This is a genomic window from Streptomyces sp. NPDC013157 (genome assembly GCF_042899865.1).
Classification (GTDB): domain Bacteria; phylum Actinomycetota; class Actinomycetes; order Streptomycetales; family Streptomycetaceae; genus Streptomyces.
The window spans coordinates 49,112-63,619 of sequence record NZ_JBIBAK010000018.1; the positions used below are offsets into that span (position 1 = coordinate 49,112).

The 14,508-nt window shown below is 71.6% G+C and carries 14 protein-coding genes; 3 read left to right on the forward strand and 11 right to left on the reverse strand.

Annotated elements, in window-relative coordinates:
- Positions 1-66: 66 nt before the first annotated feature.
- Positions 67-801, forward strand: coding sequence for a calcium-binding protein (locus tag ACFY6U_RS40290; RefSeq protein ID WP_390046446.1), 735 nt, complete (start codon positions 67-69; stop codon positions 799-801).
- A gap of 110 nt (positions 802-911) precedes the next feature.
- Here ACFY6U_RS40290 and ACFY6U_RS40295 read toward each other — a convergent pair whose 3' ends face one another.
- The 9 genes from ACFY6U_RS40295 to ACFY6U_RS40335 form a co-directional block, all read right to left on the reverse strand.
- On the reverse strand, positions 912-1,514 hold the full coding sequence (locus tag ACFY6U_RS40295; RefSeq protein ID WP_390046448.1) for a hypothetical protein: 603 nt from the start codon (positions 1,512-1,514) through the stop codon (positions 912-914).
- Positions 1,501-3,030: a substrate-binding domain-containing protein gene (locus tag ACFY6U_RS40300; RefSeq protein WP_390046450.1), complete on the reverse strand. Its 1,530-nt coding sequence runs from the start codon at positions 3,028-3,030 to the stop codon at positions 1,501-1,503. The genes ACFY6U_RS40295 and ACFY6U_RS40300 overlap by 14 nt, the downstream gene beginning before the upstream one ends.
- Complete coding sequence (locus ACFY6U_RS40305) at positions 3,027-4,226, reverse strand: toxic anion resistance protein (RefSeq protein WP_390046778.1); 1,200 nt, start codon at positions 4,224-4,226, stop codon at positions 3,027-3,029. The genes ACFY6U_RS40300 and ACFY6U_RS40305 overlap by 4 nt, the downstream gene beginning before the upstream one ends.
- A 30-nt stretch (positions 4,227-4,256) precedes the next feature.
- Positions 4,257-5,333, reverse strand: coding sequence for a hypothetical protein (locus ACFY6U_RS40310; RefSeq protein WP_390046452.1), 1,077 nt, complete (start codon positions 5,331-5,333; stop codon positions 4,257-4,259).
- 109 nt (positions 5,334-5,442) lie between these two features.
- Positions 5,443-5,826 carry a Uma2 family endonuclease gene (locus ACFY6U_RS40315; protein WP_390046454.1) on the reverse strand — a complete coding sequence of 128 codons (384 nt, stop codon included), beginning with the start codon at positions 5,824-5,826 and terminating at the stop codon, positions 5,443-5,445.
- A 66-nt stretch (positions 5,827-5,892) separates the two neighbouring features.
- Positions 5,893-6,030, reverse strand: a complete 138-nt coding sequence (locus tag ACFY6U_RS40320) for a hypothetical protein (RefSeq protein ID WP_390046456.1) — start codon at positions 6,028-6,030, stop codon at positions 5,893-5,895.
- Positions 6,031-6,110: 80 nt separating this feature from the next.
- Complete coding sequence (locus ACFY6U_RS40325) at positions 6,111-6,518, reverse strand: hypothetical protein (protein WP_390046458.1); 408 nt, start codon at positions 6,516-6,518, stop codon at positions 6,111-6,113.
- A gap of 93 nt (positions 6,519-6,611) precedes the next feature.
- Complete coding sequence (locus tag ACFY6U_RS40330; protein ID WP_351486070.1) at positions 6,612-7,823, reverse strand: pyridoxal phosphate-dependent aminotransferase; 1,212 nt, start codon at positions 7,821-7,823, stop codon at positions 6,612-6,614.
- A 241-nt stretch (positions 7,824-8,064) separates the two neighbouring features.
- Positions 8,065-8,592, reverse strand: coding sequence for a hypothetical protein (locus tag ACFY6U_RS40335; RefSeq protein ID WP_390046460.1), 528 nt, complete (start codon positions 8,590-8,592; stop codon positions 8,065-8,067).
- Between the two features lie 163 nt (positions 8,593-8,755).
- Between ACFY6U_RS40335 and ACFY6U_RS40340 the strand changes: the two genes are divergently transcribed.
- Positions 8,756-10,510 (forward strand): P-loop NTPase fold protein, encoded by a 1,755-nt coding sequence (locus ACFY6U_RS40340; RefSeq protein WP_390046461.1) that lies wholly within the window; start codon positions 8,756-8,758, stop codon positions 10,508-10,510.
- Positions 10,511-10,615: 105 nt separating this feature from the next.
- On the forward strand, positions 10,616-11,449 hold the full coding sequence (locus ACFY6U_RS40345) for a trypsin-like peptidase domain-containing protein (protein WP_351486064.1): 834 nt from the start codon (positions 10,616-10,618) through the stop codon (positions 11,447-11,449).
- Positions 11,450-11,556: 107 nt separating this feature from the next.
- Here ACFY6U_RS40345 and ACFY6U_RS40350 read toward each other — a convergent pair whose 3' ends face one another.
- Positions 11,557-13,167, reverse strand: a complete 1,611-nt coding sequence (locus ACFY6U_RS40350) for an amidohydrolase family protein (protein WP_390046462.1) — start codon at positions 13,165-13,167, stop codon at positions 11,557-11,559.
- Between the two features lie 8 nt (positions 13,168-13,175).
- Positions 13,176-14,453 (reverse strand): amino acid deaminase, encoded by a 1,278-nt coding sequence (locus ACFY6U_RS40355; protein WP_390046463.1) that lies wholly within the window; start codon positions 14,451-14,453, stop codon positions 13,176-13,178.
- Positions 14,454-14,508 lie beyond the last annotated feature (55 nt).

The following is a 14,508-nucleotide window of genomic DNA, read 5'->3' on the forward strand; positions in this document are numbered from 1 at the left end:
GTGTGCCCTGACCAGCGATCGTCACGACCGGCCGCGGTGTGAACCGGCGAGGCCGCGCACAACGGCGTGTGCGGCTCCTGGGCCTGCCGTCGTCCGCCTCCGTCCGCCCCGACGGACGCGGGGACGGCAGGCCTTCGCCTGTGCGGGTGGGCCACCTACACCGTCCGCGCGGCCAACGCGACCGCCTCCACCGCGTCCGCCACCGGCGTCACACTGACCGACTCCCTCTCCGGAGCGGGCGCGACGCTGAACTCCGCCACGCCCTCCCAGGGCAGCTGCACCACCACCGCGACCGGCGCCACCTGCGCCCTCGGCACCCTGGCCCCGGGCGCGAGCGCCACGGTCACGGTCGTCGCCGAACCCCGCGCAACCGGCACGCTCACGAACACCGCCAGGGCCGCGGCCACCCAGACCGACCCCGCCACGGGCAACAACACCGCCACGGCGACCGGCACCGTCAACAACTCCCGGGGCTGCACGATCATCGGCACCAGCGGGGCCGACACCCTCAACGGCACGATCGGCAACGACGTGATCTGCGGCCTGGGCGGCAACGACACCCTCAACGGGAACGGCGGCACCGACACCGTCTACGGCGACTACGGCAACGACACCATCGACGGCGGCGCCGGCAACGACACGCTGTACGGCGGCCCGGGCAACGACACGGTGAACGGGTCCGCCGGCAACGACCGGGTGATCACCACCGACGGTGTGTCAGGCAACGACACGGCCAACGGCGGGCTCGGCTTCGACACCTGCACCACCGACCCGGGCGACGGCCGCATCAGCTGTCCCTGAGCACCCGCTCCGGCCCCCGCGCACCGCGGGGGCCGGGATGGGTCGTCGTTCATCTGCTGCGCCGTCGTGGTGGTCGCGCAGTTCCTCCCCCAGCACCCCGAAGGGGGCGCTCAGTTGCTCCGGTCCTCCAGGTACCGGGTGTGCGTCTCCTGGCGCCTGGCCTCCGTGTCCCGCAGCCCGGCCGCCAACTGCACGGCCTCCTCCTTGAGAAGGCCGAGCTGGCGCTCCAGATGCCGTTCCGGCGGCTCCTGCCCGGGTGTCAGACGCGTCCACCACCGTGTGCGTACGAAGCTGTCGACCGCCTCCGGGATGTCCTGCCGGACCGTTCGCGAGAGGACGTGGACGCCCTCCGGGTCCTGGGCCAGGAGTTCGGCGGCCCAGCCGGGGTCCAGCAACGCCGTCAGCAGGCCGGTCAGTTCGGCGAGACGGGTCTCCGTCGTGGCCGGCAGGCCGACCTCCGCCAGGTAGGTCTCCAGTTTGCGGAAGTCGGCCCGTACCTCCTCCAGCTGGGCGGAGGGCGTCGGGAAGTCCGGCAGCGCGGGGCGCTCCGGCGGGGCGATCAGCGCGCCCGCGCCGTACAGGCCCGCCACCACCACCGGCCAGTACGGGCCGGCCACGCCCGTGAACGTCAGGACCAGGCCGAGCAGACCGCCCGCCGAACCGGTGAGGTTCTTGCGGGACTCCAGGTAGGCGAGGGCCTTATTGGTAGCCACGGATCTCCTCGAAGGCGCCGTCCAGGGAGCCCTGCCGGCCGTCGAAGAGACGGCCGCCGGTCAGAGCGGCGATGTGCTGGAGTTCGGCACGGGAGGAGTCGCCGAAGAGGATGGGGAAGACGGGGATCTGCTGCCGGTCGGCGGAGAGCTTGTTGTAGAAGTCGTCGAAATCACCGGCCTTGGCGCCCGTGGTGTTCTCGCCGTCGGTCATCAGCACGATCGACGTGAAGGTCTCCTGGGAGGGGTTCAGCTGCGCGTACGCCTTCTCCAGGGAGGTGTAGATCGCCGTGTTGCCGTCGGCGTGCAGGGCGTCGGTGTCCTTGCGGATCGCGGCGAGGTCGGCCTTGTCGTCGACCACGTGGGTGCTGACGCTCTTCACGTCCGAGCCGAACGGCATCAGGGTGACCTCCTCGCGGTTGCGGAAGTCGCCGGTCAGGCCGGTCAGGGCCGCCTTCAGGCGGGAGAGGCGGTCGCCCTCCATCGAGCCCGAGGTGTCCAGGACGTAGACCGTGCGGGAGGGCCGGCGCAGGTCGTTCTCGTACGCCGAGATGAGTCCGTCGGCCACCGACTTGGTGCCGGGGAAGGGGAGTTCGCGGCGGCGGCCGGTGCCCAGGCCGGCGGCCGGGGCGACGGAGGCCACGACCGGGCGGCGGTGGGTGGTGTCCGTGATGAGCTTCTGTACGGCCGTGGTGCGCAGGTCCTCGGTCACCCTGCGGACGTCCTCGCGGGTGGCGGAGGAGGTCGAGGCCAGGGAGGAGAACGGGTAGTCGGCGGTGACCACGCCGTCCTTCGGGCGGATCACGGTGAGACCGGAGATGCCCTGGAGCACGGACTCGTAGTTGAGCAGGGCGTCCACGTTGCCGCGCCGCCGGTAGGCCGAGGCCAGCCAGCCGGAGGAGCCCGAGGTCAGGGTCTGGCCCTGGAAGAACCTCTTCAGCCGGGGAGTCGCCTTGGTGACGTCGTCGTCCGTGAGCGCCGACTGGGCGCCCGAGAGCGCGGAGGCCACCGAGACCAGCGTGGCGAAGCCGGAGTTGGAGCGGGCGGGGTCCGTCATGCCGTACGTCAGCCTGCCGGCTTCCACGGCCTGCTCGACCTGGGACCAGGTGACGTCGGCCGGTTTCCAGCCCAGCGACCGCACGGTGGCCGTCTTCACGCCGATCGCGACCGGGCTGGACATGATCGACGTCTCGGAGACGACCTTCTTCGCCGCCTCCGGGCGCAGCCGCAGGTAGTCGTCGGAGGACAGCCAGAGCGCGTCGTACCTGCCGTCCGTCTTCCCCCTGGCCAGCAGGTCGATGGCGTCCAGGGTGCCCATGTAGGTGGGACGGACGGTGACCCCGGTGTCCTTGCGGACGCGGTCGAAGACGGCGGTCATGTCGCTGAGTTCGGAGGAGGCGAGGACCCGCAGAGTGCCGGGCTTCGGGGCCGTGGAGTCGTCGCCGTGGTCCTCGGAGGTGCAGCCGGCCAGGACGACGGCCGCCGTCGCGAGGAGGGCGAGGAGCGGGCGTCTGCTCATGCGAGGCCGCCCTCCAGCGCGCTCTTCGACCGGCTGCGCTCCAGGTAGGCGCTCGCCTGGTGGAGTTCGTCCGTGAGGGACTGCACGGTGGTCGCCATCGCCTCGGTCGCCTGCACCTTGTAGGTGTCGATGGCGTCGAGGGTCCGGTAGATCTGCTGGAACGCGGCGCGCAGCGTCTCGGCGCCCACGGCCGGGTCGGCGGCGATGCGCTGGATCTCCCCGCTCTGGGTCGCGAGCATCTCGGCGTTGCCCCGGATCAGCTCCTCGGTCGTCCCGCGCAACGCGTTGACCTGCTCGATCACCTTCTTCTGGTTGTCGAGCGCGGAGGCCAGCATCACCGAGATCCGCAGCGCGGAGACGGTGGTGGTGGCGGCGCGCTCGACGCCCTTGATCAGCTCGTCGTTGTTGCGCCGTACGACGTCCATCGCGAGGTAGCCCTGCGCGGACACCGCGAGCTGGGTGAGCAGGTCCTGGTGCTTCTGCCGGACCGGGAAGAGCACGTCCGCCCTTACCGCGTCGGCCTCCTGGGGGTCCGGGATCCGGGCGACGTGCTGCTCGACGGCGGTGTCCAGGGCCTGGGTGAGGACCACGTACTCCTGGAGCTTGCCCATGGTCTCCCAGAGCCGCACCCGCTCCGTCTGCAACGCCGCGTTGTCCCGCCGCAGTTCGTCCTGGCCGCCGCGCAGCGACCCCACGATCTTGTTCAGCGTCCCCTGCGCGGAGGCGTACTTGGCGACGTGATCGCGGAGCTTGTTGCCGCCGGGCAGCCGGGAGAGGAACTTGCGGCCCTTGCTCGCGGGCAGGTCGCGCGGGTCCAGGTCCTCGACGACCCGGCGGAGTTCGACCAGTGAGCCGGCCACCTTGGCCTGGGCGTCACCGCCCTTGTCGGGCAGGCTGCGGACGGCACGCTCCAGCATGCGGTTGGACTGCGAGGCGGCGGAGCGCATCTCGCCGGCGCCGAGGCCGGTGATCTCGCCGACCTTGCTCGCGAACTCCGGTGAGCGGGCGTCCAGGGCGGCGAGGTCCCGGACGTAGTCGGAGGCCTTGCACGCCATGTCCGTACGGACGCCGTCGTCGACGGGCACCAGCCCGCCGGCCTTCTCCCGCGGCACGGGCGCGACCGCCTCGGGCGGGGTCAGCGTGAAGACGTCCTCACCGCTCAGCGTGGGCGGGTGCTCGCCGCCGCTCGGCCTCATCTTGTCGAAGTTGCTCACAGGGTCCCCCCGTCAGCCGCGCGCCCGGCGGGCCATCTCGTGCAGCACCGCGGAGGTGGGCACGGGCGCCTGCCGGACGCCGGTCAGTGTCTGGTTGAGGTAGGCGGCGCGGTCTGCGGTGTCCTTGACGAACTCGGCGGAGTCGCCCTGGGGCCGGAAGCCGTGCTTGACGGCGAGCCTGCGCAGCGTCGGGTCGGTGCTGAGGAGTTCGCCGAGCTGCCGGCCGGCGTCGTCGAGCGGCACGATGGTGTGGTCGCTGTTGACCGTGGTGTCCGGGTAGAGGACGACGAGGTCGTCGGCGCCGTGCCGCTCCGCGAGCAGCGACACCACCTGCGACTCGTACAGGCACACCAGCGGGTTGCCGGCGCCGCTGATGAAGTCCCTGAACACCGAGTCACTGCTGGGCTGTTGCGCCCCCTGCACGCTGACCAGCTTGTGCAGCAGCGGCGCGGTCCTCGCGACGTCGGCGTCGCTCGCCACCACCCTCCCCCCGTTGGCTGCATAGGAGGCGGCGGCGAGGTACAGCGCGCCGGAGTTGGAGGTCTCCGGGTCCGTACTGGTGATGTACAGCGTCCCGGTCAGCTCCCCGTGGGCCTTCGCCCCCTTGAGCTGCTGCCAGGTCCGGTCGTGCCGGGCGGCGTCCAGGTACGCGGCCATCTTCAGGGTCCCCTTGCCCTTGCCGTCGAGCACGGCGAGCCCGTTGGCGGCCAGCACCTCGGCCGCGCTGCGGTGGGCGACCACGACGAGGGGCGAGTAGAAGGGGCGGGGGAGGGGCTGGCGGGCGTGGTACTTCGCGGCCAGCGTGTCGGCGGGCGCCGAGCTGGACGGGAAGGCGAAGTCGTAGCCCTTCAGGTCCAGATCCTCCATGGCCCAGGATCCGGACGCCTCCGTCTTCACGGTGTAGCCCTTGGCGGCGAGGGCCTTCACCACATCGGGATCGGCGAAGAAGTCCGACTTCTCCGAACCGATCACACCGCGCACGGTCTTCGTTGCCGTGCCCTTGTCATCCCCATGCCGGCCTGCGACGACGGCAGCCACCACGCCACCGATCAGCAGCACCGCGAGGACGATTCCCGCGATACGTCTCACGAGGGGGAGAGTGCTCCCGGAATCCCTCAGTCCTGGGTGGAACGGGTGAACGAGGGGTGAAGGGGGTGCCCCGGAACGAAACCGGAGCGCCGAAGTCCGCCGGGCGCCGTCAGAGGGGGTCGTTCCCGGCCTTGCCGTAACGGCGGAAGGTGGAGGTCTCCACGTGCCAGGGGCCGAAGGGCACCAGGTCGCCGTAGATGTACGGGTCCATGCGCTGGTGGCGGTTCCCGCACGGCTCGGAGTGGACCTCGATCGTGCCCTTGCGGGGGTCGACGATCATGTAGTGGGCGATGCCCATGGCCGGGTATTCGCTGATCTCTTCGACGTAGTCGTTGTCCGGGCTGGACGGTGACACGATCTCGATGACCGCGAGCACCTGTGAGGCGTCGACGGCCGGACCCTCCTCGTCGAGCACGTCCTCGGGGATGACGACGGCGTCGGGCGGCGCATGCGACCGAGGGCGGGGTGCTCGATCTCCGGGCCGTTCTCGCACATGTAGCCGGGGTGGGTGACCTGGAGCTGGGTGTTCAGCTGATTGCGGATACGGCTGACCGTGCCCTCATGATTTCGACGGACACATCATGGCCAGTATCGGGCCGGACGGTCCGATCTCGACGCTCCAGGCCCCTTCGAGCTGCTCCGCGTAGGCCCCGAGCTCCTCGGCGATTGCGCGCATCTTCACGTAATCCATGCCCATGACCTCAGCGTACTGAGATATGGCAACCCGGTCCGCGCGTCGCTGCGGGAGCGCGCGGACCGGGGCCGTTCGGGGGTGGGTCAGCCGGCCGTGGTGAGTTCTGTGGCCGCCGCGTGGGCGTCCATGCGTTCCGCCGCGAGGATCGCCGCCGCGGTGTCCGCGCGGGACGCCGCGACCAGCAGGGCGCGGCCGGCGACGGCATGCGCGCGCTCGTGGAGCGCGGCCGGATCCTGGGCCGCCGTCGGCGACGCGCGGACCGGCGTACGCCCGCCCCGCAGCCGGGCCACCTGCTCGGCCAGCCGGGTCGCGGCGGCGTCGAGGTCGGTGGACGGCGCGAGTGCGCGCAGCTCGTCGGTGACGGCGAGCAGCGCGGCGAGGTGTCCTGCGAGCTGGATGTCCAGCTCCTCCTCGCGCGTCCGGTGGGGGAAGTCGGTAGAGGGGCCGGCCATCGTGCTGTGGACCGACTTGGTGCGGATCGGCTCGTACATGGGAGATGGCCTCCTGTGCTCTGACAGGAAGCCATCCTAGCTTAGATTTCGTCTAAAGTTGACCCGGGTCACGGACGGTGGTCCGGCGGCTGCCTACGGCTGGCCGTACCCGTCCAGGAACCGGCCGATCCGGGTGATCGCGTCCCGCAGGTCGCCGACCGTCGGCAGGGTCACCACCCGGAAGTGGTCCGGCTCCGGCCAGTTGAAGCCGGTGCCCTGGACGACCATGATCTTCTCCTGCCGCAGCAGGTCGAGGACCATCTGCCGGTCGTCCTTGATCTTGAAGACCTGGGGGTCGAGGCGCGGGAAGAGGTACAGCGCGCCCTTGGGGCGGACGCAGCTCACGCCCGGGATCTGGGTGAGCAGGTCGTACGCGAGGTCCACCTGCTCCTTCAGCCGCCCGCCCGGCAGCACGAGGTCGTTGATCGTCTGGCGTCCGCTGAGCGCGGCGACGACCCCGTGCTGACCGGGCATGTTCGCGCACAGCCGCATGTTCGCGAGGATCGTGAGGCCCTCGATGTAGGACTCGGCATGCGCCCGGGGCCCGGAGACGGACATCCAGCCGACCCGGTAGCCGGCCACCCGGTACGCCTTGGACATGCCGTTGAAGGTGAGCGTGAGGAGATCCGGCGCGACGGCGGCGGTCGGGGTGTGCGTGGTGTCGTCGTAGAGGATCTTGTCGTAGATCTCGTCCGAGCAGACGAGCAGGTTGTGGCGCCGGGCGATGTCGGTCAGTCCGCGCAGCATCGCCTCGTCGTACACCGCGCCCGTCGGGTTGTTCGGGTTGATGATGACGATCGCCTTGGTGCGGTCGGTGACCTTGCGCTCGACGTCGGCGAGGTCGGGCATCCAGTCCGACTGCTCGTCGCAGCGGTAGTGCACGGCCGTGCCGCCGGAGAGGGAGACGGCCGCGGTCCACAGGGGGTAGTCGGGGGCGGGGACGAGGACCTCGTCCCCGTCGTCCAGGAGGCCCTGCATCGCCATCACGATCAGCTCGGAGACGCCGTTGCCGATGAAGACGTGCTCGACGTCGGTCTCGATGCCGATGGTCTGGTTGTGCATGACGACCGCCCGCCGGGCCGCCAGCAGGCCCTTCGCGTCGCCGTAGCCGTGTGCCGAGGAGACGTTCCGGAGGATGTCCTCCAGGATCTCCGGCGGGCACTCGAAGCCGAAGGCGGCCGGGTTGCCGGTGTTGAGCTTGAGGATGCGGTGTCCCGCCGCCTCGAGCCGCATCGCCTCCTCGAGGACCGGACCCCGGATCTCGTAACAGACATTGGCGAGCTTGGTCGACTGGATCACCTGCATGCCGGTGAGCTTACGGGGAGGTAACGCCCGCCGACCCGTGTTTTCCACCACTTGAGATGCAGGTGGGGGGCGTCCGGGGGGCCGTCGGAGCCGGGGCGGGACCCGGCGTTTTGGCCTGTTATCGCCGGTAGCTGTCTCAAAGGCCCATCCCCTCCCTACAATCCGCGTCCATGCCGAGACCTGCCGAGGACGAGACCGGGGCGCCCAGCGTCTACCGACCCCAGGGCGAACCTGCCCCCGCCTACGAGGGGTACCGGGACCCGGCGGCCGCGCACGGCTGGCTCAACGCGTACGACGAGACGCGCGAGCTGCCGAAGATCGCGCCGGCCGCGTCGGCCGCGTCGGCCGCGCCGGGTCCGGGCCGGGCGGAGCGGCGGCGGGAGGCGCGCGGGGCGGGCCGGGCGCGCGGGGCGGGCGGCCGGCGCGGCACGTACGTGGTGGCCGCGGTGGGAGCGGCGGGCGCCGCGTCCGTGCTCGCACTGATCGTCGGCCTCCCCTTCTCCTCTTCCTCCTCGTCGCCCGCCGACGGCACACCGGGCGGGCAGAACCGTACGAAGCACACGACGGGCGACTCGTCGGCCGCGGCGGCACCCGAGCAGAGCTCGCGCACCGCGTCCGTCACCTCGCCGGCATCGGCCGCACCGGCCGCCACATCCACCACGACGTCCCCGTCGGCCGGGTCCACCGCGTCCGCGAGCGACGCCCCCGGCGCCTCCCCGAGCGCCACCGCGGCCGGTGGGACGGGCACGACACCGTCGCCGACCGCCACGACCGGCACCCCCGCGCCGACTACGACGGGTGGTGGGCACGGTTGGGGACACGGGAGGGGCGGCGGCAGATCCCATTAGGGGGCGGGCCCCGGGGCTGGACGCTGCCTGTGCCCAAGTCGCCGCCCACATGGGTAGGTTGGCCCCTCCGGCGGAAGGGGCCGTATGGAATTCTCGCTGCTCAACGACGAACCCGTCAGCGGATCGGACGGGGATCTGCTCGGCGCCGGACGGGCTGCCCGCCAGCTGGCGAAGCTGCTGCACGACTCCCGGTCGGCCACCCCGCTGACACTCGCCGTGGACGCCGGCTGGGGCATGGGCAAGAGCAGTCTGATGCGGCTGGTCGAGGCGGAACTGCGGCAGAAGGGCGTCGAGACCGTCTGGTACAACGCCTGGACCTCCACCGGCGCCGACGCCCTCGAAGGGCTCATCAAGACCGTCCTGATGGGCCTGGACAAGCGGGTGATGCGGCGCGCGGTGTCCAGGCTCACCGAGCGGAAGACGCTCCTCACAGCCCTGCGGGCGGGGCTGGCCGTGGCGGGTGCCCCGTTCGGGATGGCGGGGCTGGTCGACCGGTTCTGGCAGGAGCTGTCCGTCGACGCGAACACCCGCAACGCCATGCGGGAGGCGCTGCGCACCCTCGCCATCGAGTGGGCGGACGCGGCTCCGCACCGGCCCCGGCGCATGCTCGTCGTCTTCGTCGACGATCTCGACCGCTGCTCGGAGGAGACGGTCCTCGCGGTGTGCGAGGCGGTGAAGGTCTATCTGGACGTGCCGGGCCTCGCCTTCGTCATCGGCTGCGACCGGTCGGCGCTCGGACCGTCGGGGCTGCTGCGCGATCTCGGGCCGGCCGGTTCGGCGTTCATGGAGAAGATCTTCCAGACGAGCTACCGGCTGCCGGTGGCGGCCGGCGGGCACCTGGAGGCGTATGTCCGGCACTGTGCCGAGCGTTCGGGGCTGCGTGAGCTGCTGGACGACGGCCTGGTGCGGCTGATCGCAGCCCGTTCGGCCCGCAATCCGCGCCGGATCAAGAGGCTCATCAACGGCTTCGGCCTCGAGTGCGCGCTCAACCCGGTGTGGGCGAGGTTCGCGCCGGAGGCCGTCGTCCGGACGCTTCTGCTGCAGCACCTGTACGCGGACTTCTACCGCCTGCTCGTCTCCGGTGACGGCACGTACGCGCACGCGGCCCGGGAGTTCCTGGAGTACCGCACGGCCCGGAGGGTGCTGAGCCGGTGGGCCCCCGCGGACGAGGAGGCGTGGCACACGACGGTGGCGTCGGTGACCGGGCACGGGCTCGCGGCGCCGGAGACCGGGGCCCCGGACACCTGGGAGGCCGTGCTGGCCCGGCTGGAGGAGGAGCTGCCCACGGCGTTTCCGGAGCTGGCGCAGGACCGGGGCTTCGTGCACCTCGTCGAGGAGTGGATGCGGCTGCCGCAGGCGGACGAACTGGTGAGGCATCTGCAGGAGGGCGCCGCGGCACCGGTCGCCGGGCGCAGGGACGAGGATCCGCGGCCCGGCCCGGAGGACGGGCCGGACGAGTACCGGGGCGTCAGCGTCCTGTGGGTGGACGACTACCCGGAACAGAACGCGACCTACGTGCGCCATCTCCGGGCGCACGGGGCGGACGTCCTGGTGGCCCGGAGCGGTCCGACAGCCGACCGGATCCTCTCCACCCACCCCGTCGACCTGGTGATATCCGATGTCACGCGCGGCACGGAACGGGACGCGGGGTTCGCCGACCTGGCGGCCTGGCGGGGCAGGGGCCTCTTCGACGGCCCCGTCGTGTTCTTCGTCGGCCGCGTCACCCCCGCCCGCGAGCAGCGCAGCCGCGAACTCGGCGCGCGCATCACGTCCGGCTCCTCGGTTCTCTTCGAGCACATCGACGCCGCCTGCGCGGAAATCCGCCAACACCGTTCTTGAAACAGCTCCTTGCCCGCACGGCCGCTTGCGTTGAGAATGTGCATGACAAACAGCGGGTGGCCGGAAGATCTCCGGTCACCCTCGTCGTATAGAGGGGACCCCCACATGAACAAGCCTCTCGTCGCCGCGCTCGCCTCCCTGGCCATCACCGGGATCGGCACGGCTCCGGCGGTCGCCGCGCCGCAGACGGCAAAGGCCGCGGCGGTGACCGTCAACTTCGCGGGCACCGTCTCGCTCAGCAACTGCTCCGGCTCCGTCATCCGCTTCCCGAACTCCGCGGACAGCGACCCGGCGCTGGTCCTCACCAACGGCCACTGCCTGGAGACCGGCTTCCCGGAGCCCGGCGAGGTCATCACCGGCCAGTCCTCCAGCCGCACCTTCGGCCTGCTGAACTCCTCCGGCACCAAGGTCGCCACGCTCCGCGCCAACCAGGTCGTCTACTCGACGATGACCGACACCGACATCACGATCTACCGCACCACCACGACGTACGCGGCGATCAAGAGCTCCTACGGCATCAGCCCGCTCACCGTCAACGCGAGCCACCCGGTCGCCGGCACCGCCATCAAGGTCGTCTCCGGCTACTGGAAGACGATCTACAGCTGCAACATCGACGGGTTCGTGTACCGGCTCAAGGAGGGCGACTGGACCTGGAAGGACTCGGTCCGCTACACCTCCGCGTGCAACACGATCGGGGGGACGTCGGGATCGCCGGTGATCGACACCAGCACGGGCCAGGTCGTCGCCGTCAACAACACGGGCAACGAGGACGGGGAGCGGTGCACCGTCGACAACCCGTGCGAGGTGGACGAGAGCGGGAACGTGACGGTTCGGCAGGGGATCAACTACGCCGAGGAGACGTACATCATTCCGGCGTGCTTCACGACGGGGAACGTGCTGAACCTGAGTGCGAGTGGGTGCACCCTGCCCAAGCCGTAGCGCTCCGCTGGGGACCGCCGTTGTCGGGTGCGGCGTCGTGGGGGCTGGTCGCGCAGTTCCTCCCCCAGCCTCCGGCCGGGGGTACCCCCAGCGCCCCTGAAGGGGCGCTACAGCGGGGTGCGTCGGATTGCTCGGCCCGCCAGTGCGTCCGTGCGGCGGCCGTCCTCGATCACGAACTGGCCGTCGATCAGGACGTGCGGGATGCCCGTGGGCAGTTGGCGGGGGTTCTCGAACGTCGAGCCCGCCGCCACCGTCCGCGGGTCGAAGAGGACGAGGTCGGCACGGTAGCCCTCGCGTACGAGGCCGCGGTCCGGCAGGCGGAGCCGGGCCGCGGGGCGGGCGGTGAGGTGGGCGACGCACTCCTCCAGGGAGAGCACGCCCAGCTCCCGTACGTAGTGGCCGAGGTAGTGCGGAAACGTGCCGTAGGCGCGGGGGTGGGGTTTCGTCCCCTGGAGGATGCCGTCCGAGCCGCCGGTGTGGACCGGGTGGCGCATGATCGTGCGGACGTTCTCCTCGTGGCCGACGTGCTGGAGGATCGTGGTGCCCAGGCGGTCGGTGAGGAGGAGGCGGCGGGCCGTCGTCCAGGGGGACTCCCCGCGGGCGTCCGCCGACTCCTGGACCGTCCGGCCGACGTGGTCCGCCAGTGCGGGGTCGCCCACGCCCGAGATCTCGATCGTGTCCCACTCGATGGGCACGCCGTGGCAGCCGTCGGAGCCGACGGCCTCCAGGTGGTGGCGGATGCGGTCGGCCGTCTCGTCGTCGGAGAGGCGGGCGAGGGCCGCCGCCGGGCCGCCCTCGTTGGCCCAGCTCGGCAGCATCGCCGCGAGGGTCGTGCTGCCCGGGGTGTAGGGGTAGGTGTCGAGGGTGATGTCGGCGCCGGCGGCGAGGGCCTCGTCGAGGAGGGCCAGCAGTTCGGGCGCCCGGCCCTTGTTCACGCCGAAGTTCATGGTTGCGTGGGCCAGATGGAGCGGGCAGTCCGCCGCCCGGGCGAGGCCCACCATCTCCGCGTACGCCTCCAGCGCGCCCGCGCCGTACGAGCGGTGGTGCGGGCAGTAGTAGCCGCCGTACTCCGCCACCACCCGGCACAGCTCGGTCAGTTCGGCGTACGGCGCGTACATGCCCGGGGTGTAGGTGAGCCCGGAGGACAGGCCGACCGCGCCCTGGGCCATGCCCTCGGCCACCAGCCGGCGCATGTGGTCCAGCTCGGCCGGGGTCGCCGCGCGGTCCTCCCAGCCGACCGCGAGCGCACGGACCGTGCCCTGGGGGATGAGATAGGCCGCGTTGACGGCGATGCCGCGGTCGAGGCGGTCCAGGTACTCGCCCACCGACCGCCAGTCGACGTCGATGTCCTCGCCGGAGCCGTTCCAGCCGGCGATCGCGCTGCGGACCTCCGCCAGCGTGCGGTCGTCGACCGGGGCGTACGACAGGCCGTCCTGGCCCAGCACTTCCAGGGTCACCCCCTGCGCGGCCTTCGCACTGTGGTCGGGGTCGCGCAGCAGGGCCAGGTCGCTGTGGGCGTGCATGTCGACGAAGCCGGGGGAGAGGACCAGGCCCTCCGCGTCCAGCTCGCGCATCGCACGCGGGCGCTGGCAGCCCGCCGCCGCTGCCTCCTTGACGATCGACACGATCCGGCCGCCGTCGATCACCACGTCGGCGCGGTAGGAGGGTTCCCCGCTCCCGTCGACGACGTCCGCGTCCCGGATGACGAGCTGCTCCACGGCCCCTCCTAGAAGAACGTACGGATGTAGTCGACGACCGTCCCGTCCGCCTCGGCCACCGGGATCAGCTGCCACTTGTCGAACGACGTGCACGGGTGGGAGAGACCGAGGCCCACCCAGTCCCCGACCTCCAGGTCCGCCTCGGGACCGGTGCTCAGCCAGGCGTGCTGGTCGGACAGGCCGGTGACCGAGACGCCGGTCGCCGGGCGCTCGGTGCCCGCCCGGCGGATCACCTGGGCGACGGGGAGGTCGAGGTCGTAGGCCGCGTCCCGCTTGCCCGCGTTGGCGAAGGCCTGCTCCGGGGAGGGGCGGGAGACGACCTGCGCCCAGAGCCGGAAGGCGGGCTCCAGGGCGCCCTCCTCGGGGACCCGGTTGAAGGGGGTGACGTCCCGATAGCGGCCGTCGTCGTGCGAGACGTACGCACCCGAGCGCAGCAACTTCAGTACGGGCGCCGACAGTTCGGGAACGCCGGCGAAGACGTCCGCGACCGCGTCGAACCAGGCGCTGCCGCCCGCGCTCACCACGATCTCCGTCAGACCCGCGAACCGGCCCGCCTTGTCGAAGTCGACGGCGAGGGCGACCAGCCGGCTCAGATAGGCGTGCACCCGGTCCGGGTCGGCCTGCGGGACCTCGCCCTCGTACCCGGCCACCCCGACCAGCCGCAGCGTCCGCGTCCCGGCCACCGCGTCCGCGACCGCCGCGCACTCCGCCTCGGTACGGACGCCGGTACGGGCGCCCTCCCCGGCCGCGAGTTCGACCACGACGTCCACGGGGCGGCCGGTCCCGCGCAGCGCAGCGTCCATCAGCTCGACCCCGCGCACGGAGTCGACGTAACAGACGAAACGGAAGTCGGCGTCGCGCTCCAGTTCGGCGGCGATCCAGCGGAGCGCCGGGGCGTCCACGAGCTCGTTCGCGAGGAAGACCCGGCGGGTGCCGAACGCCCGCGCCACCCGCACCTGGTGCGGCACGGCGAGGGTGATGCCCCACGCCCCGCGCTCGGTCTGCCGCCTGAACAGCTGCGGGGCCATGGAGGTCTTGCCGTGCGGCGCGAAGGCGAGACCGTGCCGTTCGGTGTACGACTCCATCAGCGCGAGGTTGTGCTCCAGGCGCTCGGCGGACAGGGCCAGCACCGGGGTCGCGAAGCCGTCCGAGAACAGGTTGCGGCGCTGGGCGGCCAGTTCGCCGACGGTGAGGCCCTCGGCGTCCGGCGGGAGGCCCTTGAAACGGTGGTCGACGCGTTCCTCCGCGAGCCGGGCGAGCGCTTCGGTGCCGGTGTCGAGGGACACGGAGCCTCCCTGATCAGATGTGTTGCATCATGTGCAACGTCCATTGCGTATATCG